The following is a 15,882-nucleotide window of genomic DNA, read 5'->3' on the forward strand; positions in this document are numbered from 1 at the left end:
CGATCTGGTATTATAATCAACGGTTTTCAGCCCCGGCGGGCCGCGGCTGGCCTGGAATGGGGACTATCCCCGAAACCCGCCCATAAGGATTCACGACCATGTCCGCCCAACCCTGCCCCTGTCCCTCGGATCGCCCGTCCGCTTACCGCGTCCTGGTGATGACGCCCAAACCGAAGGATCTTAAGGGTGAGCTGCGGGAGCTCCGAAGCCGCGGCTTCAAAGCCGTCGGTGTCGGCACCTGGGAAGAGGCCGAGACCGAGCTGCGGCGGGACGGCGGCATTCACGCCGTGTTGACCGAGTGGCGGCTGCCGCTGGCCCGGAAATCGGCCGAACTCGTCGAGGGCGTGGATCTGTTCAAACGGATTCTGGCCCTACGCTTCGAGGTCAATATTTTTCTTTTCACCGCTGAGCGGGACTGCACCCTGTTCAGTGCCGGGGGCTACACCAACAGCTATTTCTACAAGCCCGACCAGGACTACGACGACATCGCCAAGAAAATCCAAGCCGAGATCATCAGCTCCAAGGACCGGGCGCCCTTTTTCGATAAGCTGCGCGAGTACGCCCTACAGGCCCGCGACGCCTGGCATACTCCCGGCCACTCGGGCGGGGATTCCGTCAAAAACAGCCTATCGGCCGGCGAGTTCTATAGATTTTTCGGCCCTCATCTCTTTCAATCCGACCTTTCGGTCTCCGTCCCCGAGCTGGACTCCTTGCTCGACCCCAAGGGCGTCATCAAGGAAGCCCAGGACCTGGCCGCCCGGGCCTTCAACGCCCGCTATACCTACTTCTCCACCAACGGCACGAGCACGGCCAATAAAGTTTTGATCCAGACCTTGCTTAAGCCGGGCGAGGCCATTCTGCTCGACCGCAACTGCCACAAGAGCGTCCACTACGGGGTCGTCATCGCCGGGGCCGAGCCCATCTATCTGAAGCCGAGCATCAATAACAAGTACGGCATCTTCGGGCCCGTCCCCAAGGCGGCCATCATCCGGGCCATGGACCAGGCGCTGGCGGCGGGCAAAAAGGTCAAGGCCCTGATCCTGACCAACTGCACTTACGACGGACTGATGTACGACATCAAGGCCGTCGTCGAGGAAGCCCACCGGCGCGGCATCAAGGTCATCGTGGACGAAGCCTGGTTCGGCTACGCCGGCTTCCACCCGGCCTTCTACCCCTCGGCCATGGCCGCCGGCGCGGACTACGCCACCCAGAGCACCCACAAGACCATGAGCGCTTTCAGCCAAGCCTCCATGATCCATGTCCAGGACCCCGACTTCGAGCGGATCGAGGGCTTCTTCCGCGAGAACTTCAACATGCACGCCAGCACCAGCCCCCAGTACCCGATGATCGCCAGCCTGGACGTGGCCCGGCGGCAGATGGCCATGGAAGGCTTCGGCATGTTGCAGCGGATTCTCGATCTTTCCGACTCGCTGCGCCGCTCGATCAACAGCCTGGAGAAGTTCCGGATCCTCGGCTTGGAAGACCTCGTTGCCGACGAGGTCCGCGGCGACAACATCCGCCTGGACCGGACCAAGCTGACGATCGACGTCTCCGGGTCGGGCTACGACTCGCATGAGATCGAGCACATCCTCCTGAACAAGCATAATATCCAGATCGAGAAGAGTACCTTTAACACCCTGACCGTGCTGATCACGATCGGGGCCACGACCAGCAAGCTCAACCGTCTGTTTATCGCCCTGGAGAACATCGAGCGGCTGAGCGGCAGCCGGCGCGAGGCCGACAGCGTCAAGGCCCTGCGCGAGTTTCGGCTCGAGCTCTCGCCGATCAAGTATCGGCCGCGCTTCGCCTTCTACTGCGACGGCGAGAAGATCCCCCTGCGCGACGCCGCGGGACGGGTGGCCACTGCGATGGTCGTGCCTTACCCGCCGGGCATCCCGCTGCTTGTCCCCGGCCAGCTCGTCAGCCGCGAGATCGTCGACGCGTTGATGGCCTACCGCGATTACGGCGTCGAGATCCACGGCCTGCATGACGGTCTGTTGAGCGTCATCACCGCGGATGAAGAACGCGAGCTGTCGGGCCAAGGCCACAAGATAAGCGACAACTGCTTCGCGTGATGCCATGACCGATCCCGGCTTGCTCGTTCTCCTCCCGGCCCTGGTCACTATTCTGGCCGCGGTCTTCATCCGCCGGCTGACCCTGGCCCTGACCCTGGGCATTCTGGTGGGAGCCCTGATCTTGGGCCAAGCTCACATTGGGCCCAGCGCCGGGTTTTTTTGGAGTTCCCTCAAAGCCGGGCTCGTGGACGTGGACAAGCTCAAGATCGTCATCTTCCTGCTCCTCGTCGGCGGCCTGCTGGAGATGATCGGCGCCAGCGGCGCCTACGCCGCGCTGGCCCACCGCCTGTCGCGGCGCCTGGACACGCCCCGCAAGGGGCGGATGGCCGCCTGGGGGCTTTCGGCCGGGCTCTTTTTCGACGATTACGCCAATGTCCTGATCAGCGGCTCGGCCATGCGGCCGATCTTGGACCGTCTCCGGGTCAGCCCTGCGCTGCTGGCCTATATTGTGGATGTCGTCGCCATCCTGGCCAGCTCGGCGCTTCTTTCGACCTGGTCAGCCTTCGAAAGCTCGGAATTGGCCCGCGCCGCGATCTCGGTCGGGCGCGAAGCGCCGGCAACAATACTCTTCCTGAAAGCCTTGCCGTATCATCTCTACACCTTCCTGGCCGTTGGGCTGACCCTGATCGTGGCCTGGACCGGGCGCTGGTTCGGCGGCCGGCTGGACAAGCGGTCTTTCCCGGCTCGCCCGGACGAGGACGTCGAGGGCGAAGGGGCCCGCGCCCGTCACGCCGTGGTGCCGCTTGTCGTCCTGGTCGGTGGGGCGCTGTCGAGCCTGATCGGGACGGGAATGTTCTTTGCCCGGCGGGCGGGAGAGCCCCTGACTTTGGAGGCGATCCTGCGGCATGCCTATCCGATCGAGGGGCTGATCGCGGCGACACTGGCCGCCCTCGTCGTCGGCGCGGCTTTCCTATGGCGGGACGGCGTGCTGTCCCATCTCCACATTCGCAAGAGCTTCCACCGGGGCATGATGGCCATGATCGAAGTCTCCCTCATCATGCTCCTGGCCACGTCTCTCTCCCGCCAGGCAGTGGATTTGGGAACGGGGATGTTTTTAGCCGGAAAAATCGGGCCGTGGCTCGCTCCGGCAGTCCTGCCGGCGCTCGCTTTCCTACTGGCCGCCTTGATCACGGTGGCGACGGGATTTTCCTGGGGCGCCATGAGCCTCGTGCTCCCGGTCGCCTTCAGCCTGGGCCAAGCCCAGCCCGGCCTGATCCCGATCCTGTCCGGTGCCGTCATCACCGGCGCCGTGGCGGGTGAGCATCTCATCCCGTACTCCGAAAAGGCCGTCATGACCGGGATCGCCTGCTCCATTCCACCGCTCTATCACATTAAAACCATGCTGCCCCAGAGCCTGGCCGGGCTGTCGGCGGCTGCGCTCGGTTTCCTCCTGCTCGGGCTCGGCTATGGATTGGCCGCTTCACTGGCCGTCCCGGCGCTGGTCCTGCTGGCCGCGCATCTTCTCCTGGCCCGGCCGTCGAGGGTTTGACCGAGGCTCCCATTTCTGCCATCATACTGCGCCCTTCATGAACAACATCCGCAACTTCTCCATCATCGCCCACATCGACCACGGCAAGTCAACCCTGGCCGACCGGTTCCTGGAAATGACCGGAGCCGTCTCTTCGCGCGACATGCGGGCCCAGACCCTCGATACCATGGACCTCGAGCGCGAGCGCGGCATCACCATCAAGGCCCAGACGGCCCGCCTGCGTTATGTCGCCAAGGACGGCAACGAGTACGCACTCAACCTGATCGACACCCCCGGCCACGTCGACTTCTCTTATGAAGTCTCCCGCAGCATGAAAGCGTGCGAGGGCGCCCTGCTGGTCATCGATGCCTCGCAGGGGGTGGAGGCCCAGACCCTGGCCAATTCCTACCTGGCCATGCAGAACAACCTAACCCTGATCCCGGTCATCAACAAGATCGACCTGCCCTCCGCCGACGTCGAGGCGGCCCTGGAACAGCTCGAGCACATCGTCGGGCTGGACCGGGATGAGGCCCTGATGACCAGCGCCAAGACCGGCCTCAACGTGATCGACGTCCTGGAGGCCGTGGTCGAGCGCGTCCCGCCGCCGCAAGGCGATCCGGAGGCGCCCCTCAAGGCTCTGCTTTTCGATTCCTGGTACGACACGTTCCGTGGCGTCATCGTTCTCATCCGCGTCTTCGACGGCGAGATCCGGGTTGGCGACGCGATCACGCTGATGGGCATCGGGGCCGACTACGAGGTCGAGGAGCTGGGCTACCTGACGCCCAAGCCGGTCAAGCAGGACCGCCTCGGGGCCGGCGAGGTCGGCTATCTCATCGCCGGCATCAAGACCTTAAGCCACGCTCGGATCGGCGATACCGTGACCCTTCGCCACCAGCCGACGGCCGCACCGTTTCCCGGGTTCAAGGAAGCCAAGCCGATGGTCTTCTGCGGCCTCTTTCCGGCCGGGGACACCCGAATCGAGGAGCTGCGCGACGCGATGGAGAAGCTGCGGCTCAACGACGCCTCCTTCTATTATGAGCCCGAAGCGTCGCTGGCCCTCGGCCAGGGCTTCCGTTGCGGCTTCCTGGGCCTGCTCCATCGCGAGATCATCCAGGAGCGCCTGGAGCGCGAGTTCGGCCTGACCCTGCTGACGACCGCGCCCAGCGTCGGCTACCGGGTGAAAACGAAATCGGGCCAGATGAAGGAAGTCCGCATACCCTCGGAGCTGCCGCCGCCGCAGGAGATCGAGTCCATCGAGGAGCCGATCATCGAGGCCATGATCCTGACGCCCGATCGATACATCGGCGCCATTCTGGCCCTTTTGGAAGGCCGCCGCGGCGAGCAGAAGAAGATGGAGTACATCAGCCCCCAGCGCGTGCTTCTCCAATACTTTCTGCCGCTCAACGAGGTCGTCTTCGACTTCTTCAACCAGCTTAAGAGCTGCTCCCAGGGCTACGCCTCGCTCGATTACGAGCTGTCCGGCTACCGGGCCGGCCCACTCGTGAAGCTCGACATCCTGATCAACCGGGAGCAGGTCGACGAGCTCTCGGTCATCGTCCACACCGACAAGGCTTACACCTTCGGCCGGGCCCTGGTCGAACGGATGCGCAAGGCTATTCCGCGCCAGCAATATGAGGTGGCCCTGCAGGCGGCGCTGGGCAGCCGGATCATCGCCCGCGAGACCGTCAAGCCGTTCCGTAAGGACGTCCTGGCCAAGCTCTACGGCGGGGACTACACCCGCAAGATGAAGTTGTTGGAGAAGCAGAAGGCGGGCAAGAAGCGGATGCGGACCGTCGGCCGGGTCGAAATCCCGCAGGAAGCCTTCCTGGCCATTCTTGAAGTGAAGTAAGAAAAGAGGGGCTCGGGCAATGGGGGGCCAAAAACGCTCGCTCCCCCGGCGAGGGAGCTCGCTCCGGCCGGCTCGGTCGCTCCCGTCCCCTGCGGGGCCGGTCCGTGCCCGCTTCCTCGCCGATGGTTTTGGCCCCCCAATTGCCCTCACTCCAATGCTCAAATTGCTTCTCTTTGAAGCAGAAGACAACTGAAAATCCAGAGAGGACTGATTAGGCCTCATCGGGCTGTAAACGGAGCGGGTTTGGGCGGGCATACCCCTCGCCTCTAACCAAAAACCCGACTTAACTTTTAAAGAAGCCAGAATGCTTTTTACGGGCTGGGACGACGCGGTCGAGTTCCGTATAATAAGGCACAGGAAAAGAACGGAGAACGCTCATGCATCCGACGATCGAATGGAAAGACGGCAAGGTCGTGATGATCGACCAGCGGCGACTGCCGCTCCAGGAAATCTACCTCGAGCTGGCCGACGAAGACCGGGTGGCCGAGGCCATCGAGACGATGGTCATTCGAGGAGCTCCGGCCATCGGCGTGGCTGCGGCCTACGGCTTTGCCCTCGGCGTCTTGCGGCTCAAGCCAGGAGCCGATGTTGCGGCCGAGGTCGATCGAATCCAAGCCCGGCTATGGCGGACGCGGCCGACGGCCCGCAACCTCTTCTGGGCCCTGGAACGGATGCGAAAAGTATTTGATGCGAATCGCGACCTCGCTTTGGCCGCACTGCAGGAGCGCTTCCTTGAAGAAGCCAAAGAGATCGAGCGCGAGGACGAGGCCATCTGCCGCCGCATCGGCGAGAACGGCGCCGTCCTCGTTCCCGACGGGGCGACCATCCTGACCCACTGCAACGCGGGCGGGCTGGCCACGGCGGGCTACGGGACGGCGGTCGGCGTCATTCGCGCGGCCTGGGAGGCGGGCAAGAAGATCCGCGTTCTGGCCGACGAGACGCGCCCTTTCCTGCAAGGCGCTCGGCTCACGGCCTGGGAGTTGGGCAAGCTGGGGATCCCGTACCATGTCATCACCGACAACATGGCCGGCTGGCTGATCCACAAGGGCGAAGTGCAATTCGCCGTAGTCGGGGCCGATCGCATCGCCCGCAACGGAGACACAGCCAACAAGATCGGGACGTATTCCGTGGCCGTGCTGTGCCGCGAGAACGGGGTCCCGTTCACGGTCGCGGCCCCCCTAAGCACTTTTGATTTCAGCCTGGCCCACGGCGGCCTGATCCCGATCGAGGAGCGGCCGGCGGCCGAAGTCCGCGAGATCAACGGCCGCCTGATCGTGCCGCCCGACGCGGTCGTCCGCAACCCGGCTTTCGACGTCACGCCGGCCCGTTATATTTCGGCCATCATTACGGAACGGGGGATCGCGAGCCCGCCATACGAAGCGTCGCTTCAGCCTTGGATCGGATGAACGGCGGTCCTAAAGCCGGATTATAAATCCGGCCGTCAGGCTGACCCCGCTGAACTCCATTTTCGCTTCCGTGACGCTGCCGAACGCCGACCCGAAAGGCTGGGTCTCCGCCACCAGCAGAAGTGGAAAATGGGGAAATTCCGCTGTCTCGCAGAGCCATAGCTTGCCGTTGATCGAGGTGGTCGAACCTTCCGCCCGGCGGACGTAATCGCCCTTGAAGCCGCCGATCGGAGCGTAGCGGGCGTCGACCTCGACCAGAAAGCCCAGCCATTGGGTCAACGGGATATCGAAGCCGAGGCCGCCTTGGAAGCCGATCCCGTTTCCCGTCAGTTCATACGTATCTTCGTAATTCGCGGCGAAGAAGACGTGTTGAGTGTCGGTATAGCGGGCTTTGTAATAAGCGGCGCCCAGATGAAACATCATGTTGATCTGACCGGCCGGCAGCACGTAATAGGCGTTCAGGGAGAAGGGGACCGCCTCGATCTTCGGGTTCCAAGTCTCTTTATCGGTGCCCGTCTCCTGGACGAGGTCGAGGGAGGATGATTTGGAAGCAGCGAGCCTGCCCGCCCCCAGGCCGATCCGAAAATGGGAGCCGATCCCGATCAGGATCTCGGCTCCATAGTCCGCCCCCAGGTGTACGGGTTCGTATCCGCCCATGGCGCCGATCCAAGGGACGTCGTAGGCGTAGTCCCAGAGGTCGGACCAGCCTTGGAGCCCCTTGTTCAGGTCGCCTCCGCCGAGATAGGCGAAGCCCCCGGTCAGCTTGAAGCTCAGGCTGACCTGGGCCTGCGCCGTCCCGGCTGCCAGCCAAAAAACCATCGCTGCAATCGCCGTTGATCGCTTCATGGCGTCTCTCCTGAGCCTATTATAAGAAAATCGGGGCCCGGCATAAATCGGGTATAATGCTTCTGGATTTATTGGTATGCGCATATTAGCCATCGAGACATCGTGCGATGAGACGGCCTCGGCCGTCTTAGAAGGCCGAGGGCGGATCACACTCGGCGGTGGCGTAGCCGGCGACGAGTGCGAAACACCGGCTAACGTCTTGGATAGCGGCCGAAGTCTCGTACTCAGGGGCGGCGGAACCGCCCCTGGCGGTGAAGCCGACCGTGAGTGTGAGACGTCCGCCTGCGTCTTGGAGGGCAGCGAAATACGCATCCTCTCCAACATCGTCCTCTCCCAGGACGAGATCCACGCCCCCTACGGCGGCGTCGTGCCCGAGCTGGCCTCGCGCCAGCACCTCAAATCGATCGCCCCGGTCGTTGCCGAAAGCCTGGCCCAGGCCGGTTTGACTGCGGCGGATATCGATGCCTTCGCCGTCACCCAGGGCCCCGGCCTGATCGGGTCGCTTCTCGTAGGCGTTTCCTTCGCTAAGGGCCTGGCCTATGTCTTCGGCAAGCCGCTCATCGGCGTCGATCACGTCCAGGCCCATATCGAGGCGGCTTTCCTGGAGCATCCCGCAACCCCGCTGCCGGCTTTGGCCCTGATCGTCTCGGGCGGCCACACCTCGCTCTTCCTCCTGCGCGAGCGCCTGCACCTCGAGCTTCTCGGCCGGACGCGGGATGACGCGGCCGGCGAAGCCCTGGACAAGATCGCTAAGTTCCTCGACCTTGGCTATCCCGGCGGGCCGATCATCCAGAAGCTGGCCGAGCCGGGCGACCCCAAGGCCTTCGCTTTCGTCCTGCCGCGGATGACCGACCGCAGCCTCGACTTCAGCTTCAGCGGCCTTAAGACGGCCGCTATCCGCCATGTCCGCGAGAGCGGCCTAGACAAGAATCATCCCCGCCTGCCGGATTTCCTGGCCAGCTTCGAGGCGGCCGTGACGAAAGCCCTTCTCGACAACTTGATGCGGGCGGCCGACCGGGTTGAGCCGAAATCGCTCATCCTTTGCGGTGGAGTGGCGCGCAACAAGCGCCTGCGGACGCGCTTCGAGGAGACGGCCCGCTCGCACGGGCTGGTCTGGGCTGTGCCCTCCGGCAAGCTCTGCACAGACAACGCGGCCATGGTCGGCGCCCTGGCCCTGACCAAGCTTGCGGCGGGGGAACCAATCCCCTCCGCCCTCGAGCTGGACGCCTATCCGCGCCGACCGGCGGCGGAAAAGTTTATCCGTTAAATCAGCGGTAAGAGGGTTCCGGGGTTTGCTGAGGGTCTATTCTCCGTCCGGACAGCCCACGGGAGGCTAAACACCTTCTTTCTGCGACGTGCTGACCAGGTGGATCAGCTGGTGGCGGTTGTTCACTTTCAATTTCCGGTACAGGCTGTAGGCGTGGCTTTTGACGGTGTGGATGGAGATGTGCAGCGCCTCCTCCATCTGCTTGTAGCTCTTGCCGTCGATCATCAGGATCAGAATCTCCATCTCGCGGGCGGACAGCCCGTGCTTCTTCTGCAGGGACGGCATGACGACGCCGGCGCCGATGATCTTGCCCAGGCTGCCGGCCCAGGGGATGAAATAGGCCTGCAACCAAAACAGGGGGATGAGATTGGTATAAAGGGCCAATAGCCTGACGGCGGTGATATTCCAATAATTGAGCGGGCCCGGATTCAACATCACGATCGCCAGATAAACAGGGATGCGAAGGAGGAACAGCCAGGCGAAAGCCCGATTGGCCCGCCGGCGGTCTGGGTCGGGTCCCGCCTTGTTTTCCGCCAACATCCGGATCAGCCAGATCGCGGCTATCAGGTTCAGGGGCCAGATGAACAGATTCCAAAAATTGATATAGGGGCTGCGGGGCAGAAAGCCTGGGGAGCGCATGTCCAAAAAGAAAAGAAGCATCAAGGCGGCCGTAAAAAGGCCCAGGCCCGGCAGGAGCCATTTCGAAAGCTTCTTCCCCCGCAGCCAGGCAATCGTTTTATATAGAGAGACATACAGGCCCAGGATCAGCAGGGTGCGGAGCGGCCAATCGACCCCCTTGAACCAGGAAAAAAAGCTTGCCGATTGCTGGGGGGTCAGATTGCTGTCGAAGTAGACCAGCAAAAAGACTTCGAGCTCTATGATGTTGTAAAAGATCAAGTAATACAGGAGGTCCCGGAGGCGGGCGTCGGGGAATCGCCGCGACTTCTGGTGGAAGATGAGTATAGACCACACTCCGACCATCAGGACGATGAACACGGACAGGACATTGTAGTGTTTCAGGAGAGAAACTCCTTCTCACGGGAGGCGGGGATTATATTTCAACCGCCTCCCCGGGGCAATAACGCTCTCGGGGGTCGGGAACAGGGATGATTCGGCGAATTCATGCGGTTTCCCGATGTCTATTTCCGGCTCCCTTGCGTATGATTCCGTGACGTCACCGATCAGGTGACCGCGAACGAACCGGAAAACGAGGTAATTATGACTTTCCCGAGATCAACGCTGCTCATCTTCCTGACGATCCTGCTCCTGTTCCTGGCCGGGATCAGCTTCGGAGAGCCGACCGCCTCCGCCGACGGGTCGGAAGCGGGGGGCCAGCCCATCCAGGCCGTCCGGGTCGAAAAAATCGCTTCGGCCAAAGTCGGAGAGACCCGGGAATTCTGGGTCTCCCTGCCTGATGGCTATGCCGATTCCGGCGAGAGGTATCCCGTGCTCTATATGATGGACGCGGATTTCAACTTCAGCTCCGGCATTATCGGAGGCGTTCGTTTTGCCGCCCTCATGGGGCAGATGCCCGAGTTCATCATGGTCGGCATCAAGAACACCGACCGCTCGAAGGACATCTTCCCCGAGGTCGTCACTTACCGCGACGGCAGCAAGGACGGGGGCCGGGCCGGCCAATACCTGGATTTTATCCGCGAGGAGCTGATCCCCCACATCGACAAAAATTATCGGACTGAAAAGTTCCGGGTCCTCTACGGCACGTCCAACACCGGATTCACCACCGTCTATGCCCTGTTTCGCAATCCCGATACGGCCGACGCCTACATCGCCGCCAGCGCCACGCTGTCCATACCCTTGTTCAGGGCCAAAAGGGACGAATGGATCCAAGGCTTCAAGGGCGGCCGGCGCCGGTTGGTGGTGGTCATGGGTGAGAATGACCTGCCCACGGTCTTAAGCCAAAATGGGGCGCTGAAGGAAGCGATCGATACCCAGGCGCCCCCCGATTTGATCGGCCGTTTCCTGGTCGTCGAGAACGGAGGCCACGTGCCGGTCGATTCGTTGCGGCAGGGGCTGAGCGCTCTCTTCGAAGGATGGAAGATCGATCTCCCTTTCACTGACGCCACATTTGACGAGATCCGGAAACAGGCGGAACGGCGGGCCGCCAAGTTTGGCGTTCCGGGCAAGCTCCCCGAGGACGATCTGGCGATACTGGGCCGGAGCCTGTTGGGTGAAAAGAAAGAGCTCCGGGCCGTCGAGGTCCTGCGCTACAGGGCGGATCTTTATCCCCGCTCGGCCGAGGCCCAGGTGGCTCTGGGCGATGCCTACCGGCAGAGCGGCCAAACGGCCAAGGCCCGCGAATGCTACGATCGGGCCTTGATCATCGCGCCGGGGCACGCCGCCGCGACGGCCAAGCGGAAAGAGCTCGATTCCAAATGAGAGAAAGACATTGGCTTGATGCCGGAACCGCCGTTCCGGTCGTTTTTTTCACTACGACGGTCCTCTGCGGGCTGGTCCAGGGAAACTACAATCATCTTTCCAGGCAGGTCAGCGAACTGGGGACGATCGGCACGAATTCGCAATATCTGTTTGCGGCGGGTCTCGTTCTCAGCTCGTTCTTGAGTATCCTCTTCATCGCCTGGCTTCTCGGCGCCTGCCGGCGGCTCCAATTGAGCGTCTGGCCTGTTTGGCCGATGTTTGCTTTCTCGGTTTCCATCGCCGGCGCGGCGATGTTCCCGCTGCCCTTGCGCATGCACCAGATCATGGGCAGCCCCGTGTTCTTGCTGCTCTTATCGCCTCTCCTGGGCCTCATTTTATGGCCGAAGAACCGGCTGGCGGCGAATATCCGGTGGATGTCGGTCTTAAGCCTCCTGATCATGGCCCTGGGCTTTTTGGCCTATTTCCCCGACATCCTGGCCTCCTATCCCGGATTGAAGCAACGCTTCTTTCACGCCGGCTGGGCGATCTGGTTCGTCTATTTAAGCCGGGCCTTCCGCCGGGCTCTCGAGAATCAGCGGATCGAGGCGGGAAGGCCATGAAAATCGTCGTCATCCTCAACTCGATACTGCCGATGGAATTAGCCGCCCGGGCGAAAGCCAAACCATAAAGGAGATCATCATGGAATTGCAAAAAAGTCGGCGTCGTTTTTTGAAGGATTGCGCGAAGATGGGCGGAACCTGCTGCGCGCTTCTGGCCTGCCATCGGCTTCTGCCGGCCGAGGAAGGCCTGCAAAGCCCGAAGCCCATCGATCTGGCGCCGCTGTCCTATTGCGGCATCCCCTGCGTCAAGATCTGCCCGCTGTACAAAGCCACGCAGGAAAACGACGTCCAGATGAAGAAGACCCTGTACGAACGACAGGAGATGAAGAAGAAATTCGGCTTCGATTTCGATCCGGACAAGGTCGTCTGCTACACGTGCAAGCCGGGGGACAAGCCCAAAAAAGTCGGCATGGACACGTGCCCGGTCCGCCAATGCGCCTTGGCCAACGGTGTGGAATCCTGCGTCCAGTGCGCGAACCTGGACGCCTGCGATAAGGAATACTGGAAAAAGTGGCCGCAGCAATATGCCTCCACGAAATATATCCAGGCCCGCTACCGGACCCAGCCGGGCGCGGTGATCAAGGGAGGCAAGGCTCGCTAGTCAAGATATAGAGATCGTCAATTCGCATTTGAACTCGTGCTCGCCGTCCGCCGTTGGGCGTCATAAGATGAAAACGAACGGCATCAGAGTGACGAAGCGTCAATTTAGGAGAATAACAGTGAAATCCGCAAGTCTGCCAAAAACAATTCTAATTTTCACGCTCGGTTTTCTGTCCCTGGGCACCATGTTCGCCCAGCCGCCGTCCAAAGACGCAAGCCCTTCCGACAAGTGCTTTGTCGGCAGCTCGGCTTTTGTTTTGGGCAATTTGGCTCCCGATCCTCCTTCCTTCTACCAGCTGAATATCGGGTATCGGATCACGTCTAAAGACGTCATTTCGCTGGAGGCCATCACCTGGACCTACAAGGCTCCTTTGGGAATTCCTTACGGGCCGTCTTGGGGAGATGCCGGCGAAAATTACCCGGGAAGCATTCGCGAATATGGCATCGGCATGACGTATCAGAGATTCTTGTGGAAGGGCTTGTACGCGTCCCTGCAGGTCATCCCGTTCAAAAGAATCTATCGGGATATGGACGATAAAACCATCCAGAAGGGATTTCAGCTGTTTTCGACGCTCCGCATCGGGTTTCAAATTCCCTTATTCAAGAATAGATTTTTCTTGGAGCCGTCCATCGCTGCCACATTTTGGCCTGTCAGCACAAACGTGCCGCCAAGCTTTGCGGCAAAAGACGCCAAGTGGAATAGGTTCTTTCTCTTTGAGCCTGGATTGCACTTCGGCCTTAATTTTTAAATATGCGCACCGTTCAGATACTCAATTTTCAAAAAAAAGGACTCCTGCGTATCATGGCTAATAAGGAATTCAGTAACTCGCCCAAAAACCGCCGGCTTTGGAATACAGGCGTGATTGCCGTTGTTTTTGCGGGACTTGCCCTCGTCTACCTTGACCCTGGTTTTGCGGAAGCGGGCATGAAGGGGAACAGGAGCGGTTTGACTCTATCCGGGCCGCAATCGACCCCTTCGGCTTCAACGGCGGCTCCCTTACCCAAAGGGCCTTACTTCGGCCAGCGGCTGCCGGGGGAGATCCCGGAATTGTTCGCCCCCGAATTTCTTTCGGCCCGCTTCGGTTTCGTCGCCCGCATCGCGTTCGCTCCGGACGGCAACGAGTGCTTCTTCACCGTGACGGACGCCGCCTATGCGCACCCGAAAATCTATGGCAGCCGAAAAGTCGGGGACACCTGGAGCGAGCCGGCGATACCGGCTTTCGCCGATCCGCAATGGATCAATCACGAGCCATTCTTTTCCCGGGACGGCGGCAAAATCACCTTCACCTCTAATCGGCAGACGCAGTCCGTTACGAACAAAAGGGACTTCTGGGTGACCGAGCGGACGCTAAATGGATGGAGTGAACCCAAGCGCCTTCCTCCCCCCATCAACTCCGATCATACGGAGTTCTTTTATTCGCAGACGGCGGATGGAACGGCGTACTTCTGCTCCGACCGCCCCAACGGGATTGGCGCATTGGACATCTATCGAGTTCGCCCGGGGGCGGAACCGACCGCGCCGGCGGAAAATCTCGGAGCCCCGGTGAACGCTAAATACTATAATGGGGATCCCTGCATCGCTCCCGACGGGCGCTTTCTGGTGTTCGGGACCGTTCGCCCGGAGGGGCGCGGCGGCATGGATCTTTATGTGAGCTTCAGAGATGGGCCCAATGGCTGGACCGTACCCGTCAGTCTCGGCGAGGGGTTCAACACGCCTGCCAATGAATACGCGCCTTCTTTTTCTCCGGACGGGCGCTTTCTGTTCTTTGCCCGGCACGACGGCCAGCAGGCCAAGCTCTATTGGGTGAAGATGTCCGTTTTAGATCGGTTTCGCGCGAAGGCCTCGTCTCTGGCCCCAAAACCGGCGGAGCCGCTAAAGTCGACCGGCGCGACGGGCGATGGCCAAGTCAAAGGAGCGTATCTGGGGCAAAAACCTCCCGGGGACACGCTTGAAGTATTTGCCCCGGGAATCGTCTCCCTGGAAGACAGGCTTGAAGCCTACCCGACGTTTTCCGCGGACGGCCGGGAGCTGTTTTTCTCAGTCGTGAATGCGGCTTGGACGGCGGGGGAGATTCTTTATACAAGACTCAAGGATGGGGTTTGGAGCAAACCCGAAAAAGCTCCTTTTTCGGCAGGCTCCTCCATCAATTGGGAATCGTCCCTGTCTCCCGACGGGAAGCAGTTGTTCTTCGCTTCCAACCGGCCGCCCTCTTCCGCGGCGGCGATCGATCTCTGGATGGTCGAGCGGGTTGCGGAAACCGCATGGTCCGATCCGGTCAGGCTTCCCGCCCCGATCAATTCCGCCGCGGATGACGGGTCCGCCTGCGTGACGAACGACGGAACTTTGTATTTTCATTCTTCTCGCGGCGGCGGGATCGGAGGTTCCGAGCTGTACCAGGCCCGGCTGATCGATCACGCGAATGCCCGGGTCGATAGCCTGGGGGGCGTCATCAAGACCGGCCCCAAGGAAAGCGAGCCGTATATGGCTCCCGACGAAAGCTATCTGATCTTCATCTCGCAGACGCGGCCGGGCGGAAAGGGCGGGTGGGATTTGTGGATCAGCTTTCGGAAGACGGACGGCTTGTGGACGGCTCCCGTGAACATGGGTCCGGAAATCAATACGGCCGCCGACGAGTACGGTCCGCGCGTGACCCCCGACGGGAAATATCTCTTTTTGACCCGGGAAGTCCGGGGCCGGTCGATGGATATCTATTGGGCTTCGGCGCGGATTATCGAGCGTTTACGAGCCAATCATGGCTAAAAAGACGCCCTAAACAGGAGGAAAAGGATATGAAAAGAAACGAATTTCTGAAAGCTTGCGGCGCGGGCCTCTGCGGCTGCGGTGTCGTGGGCCTCCTGGCCCCGCTGGCGGCTTCGGCCGAAGGCGCGGACGGACAGACAACAGCCGCCTCGGCCGCCCCCTCCGAGGTCGACTTGTTGAAGCGGCAGCTCGACGGCGCGCAAGAGCGCTTCGCCGAATTGGTGACCATCATGGGGGAAAACCTCGACGGCGCCACCCGCGACAAGATCCTGACGCGCCTGGGCCGCGAGTGCGCTCAGGCCTACCGCCCGCTTTTCGAGAAGTACCGCGGCGACCTGCCGGGTTTTTTGGCCAAGATCAAGATGGCCTGGCTCGAAAGCGCCGAGTACGATGAAAAAGCCGGCATCCTGCGCACCGTCGGTAAGCCCGCTCCCTGCGCGTGTCCCCTGGTCAAAGTCGGCCGAACCCCGGCCGATTTCTGCAACTGCACGCTCGGCTGGAACCAGGAGGCCTTCTCGATCGTGTCGGGAAAGCCGGCGACGGTCGAGATCGAGGAGACGGTCCTGCGCGGCGGAAAAAGGTGCAGCTTCCGCATCGGCCTCAAAGGGTGACTC

General features: G+C 61.4%; 13 protein-coding genes. 11 read left to right on the forward strand and 2 right to left on the reverse strand.

Annotated elements, in window-relative coordinates; genetic code table 11:
• Positions 1-98 precede the first annotated feature (98 nt).
• From NTZ26_01165 to mtnA, 4 genes are all read left to right on the forward strand, one after another.
• On the forward strand, positions 99-2,075 hold the full coding sequence (locus tag NTZ26_01165) for an aminotransferase class I/II-fold pyridoxal phosphate-dependent enzyme (GenBank protein ID MCX6559099.1): 1,977 nt from the start codon (positions 99-101) through the stop codon (positions 2,073-2,075).
• Between the two features lie 4 nt (positions 2,076-2,079).
• Positions 2,080-3,564: a hypothetical protein gene (locus NTZ26_01170; protein ID MCX6559100.1), complete on the forward strand. Its 1,485-nt coding sequence runs from the start codon at positions 2,080-2,082 to the stop codon at positions 3,562-3,564.
• A gap of 37 nt (positions 3,565-3,601) precedes the next feature.
• Entirely contained in the window at positions 3,602-5,392 is a 1,791-nt protein-coding gene (gene lepA, locus NTZ26_01175; protein MCX6559101.1) for a translation elongation factor 4, read from the forward strand.
• A gap of 377 nt (positions 5,393-5,769) precedes the next feature.
• Positions 5,770-6,798 carry an S-methyl-5-thioribose-1-phosphate isomerase gene (mtnA, locus tag NTZ26_01180; protein MCX6559102.1) on the forward strand — a complete coding sequence of 343 codons (1,029 nt, stop codon included), beginning with the start codon at positions 5,770-5,772 and terminating at the stop codon, positions 6,796-6,798.
• Positions 6,799-6,807: 9 nt separating this feature from the next.
• Here the strand turns inward: mtnA and NTZ26_01185 are convergent, their stop codons facing one another.
• Positions 6,808-7,644, reverse strand: a complete 837-nt coding sequence (locus NTZ26_01185; protein MCX6559103.1) for a hypothetical protein — start codon at positions 7,642-7,644, stop codon at positions 6,808-6,810.
• A gap of 199 nt (positions 7,645-7,843) precedes the next feature.
• On the opposite strand from NTZ26_01185, the gene tsaD reads away from it, so the two are divergent.
• Positions 7,844-8,911: a tRNA (adenosine(37)-N6)-threonylcarbamoyltransferase complex transferase subunit TsaD gene (gene tsaD / locus NTZ26_01190; GenBank protein MCX6559104.1), complete on the forward strand. Its 1,068-nt coding sequence runs from the start codon at positions 7,844-7,846 to the stop codon at positions 8,909-8,911.
• Between the two features lie 66 nt (positions 8,912-8,977).
• Here the strand turns inward: tsaD and NTZ26_01195 are convergent, their stop codons facing one another.
• On the reverse strand, positions 8,978-9,907 hold the full coding sequence (locus NTZ26_01195; protein MCX6559105.1) for a helix-turn-helix transcriptional regulator: 930 nt from the start codon (positions 9,905-9,907) through the stop codon (positions 8,978-8,980).
• 222 nt (positions 9,908-10,129) lie between these two features.
• On the opposite strand from NTZ26_01195, the gene NTZ26_01200 reads away from it, so the two are divergent.
• The 6 genes from NTZ26_01200 (at position 10,130) to NTZ26_01225 (ending at position 15,879) form a co-directional block, all read left to right on the forward strand.
• Positions 10,130-11,308 carry an alpha/beta hydrolase-fold protein gene (locus NTZ26_01200; protein MCX6559106.1) on the forward strand — a complete coding sequence of 393 codons (1,179 nt, stop codon included), beginning with the start codon at positions 10,130-10,132 and terminating at the stop codon, positions 11,306-11,308.
• Positions 11,305-11,907: a DUF998 domain-containing protein gene (locus tag NTZ26_01205; protein MCX6559107.1), complete on the forward strand. Its 603-nt coding sequence runs from the start codon at positions 11,305-11,307 to the stop codon at positions 11,905-11,907. Before NTZ26_01200 ends, NTZ26_01205 begins: the two co-directional genes overlap by 4 nt.
• 79 nt (positions 11,908-11,986) lie before the next feature.
• Positions 11,987-12,508 carry a DUF3795 domain-containing protein gene (locus NTZ26_01210; protein MCX6559108.1) on the forward strand — a complete coding sequence of 174 codons (522 nt, stop codon included), beginning with the start codon at positions 11,987-11,989 and terminating at the stop codon, positions 12,506-12,508.
• 118 nt (positions 12,509-12,626) lie between these two features.
• Positions 12,627-13,256, forward strand: coding sequence for a hypothetical protein (locus NTZ26_01215; GenBank protein MCX6559109.1), 630 nt, complete (start codon positions 12,627-12,629; stop codon positions 13,254-13,256).
• Between the two features lie 2 nt (positions 13,257-13,258).
• Positions 13,259-15,268, forward strand: coding sequence for a hypothetical protein (locus tag NTZ26_01220; GenBank protein ID MCX6559110.1), 2,010 nt, complete (start codon positions 13,259-13,261; stop codon positions 15,266-15,268).
• Between the two features lie 29 nt (positions 15,269-15,297).
• On the forward strand, positions 15,298-15,879 hold the full coding sequence (locus NTZ26_01225; GenBank protein MCX6559111.1) for a hypothetical protein: 582 nt from the start codon (positions 15,298-15,300) through the stop codon (positions 15,877-15,879).
• Positions 15,880-15,882: the final 3 nt, after the last annotated feature.

The organism is Candidatus Aminicenantes bacterium, from assembly GCA_026393855.1.
In the GTDB taxonomy this organism is placed as follows: Bacteria; Acidobacteriota; Aminicenantia; order Aminicenantales; family UBA4085; genus UBA4085.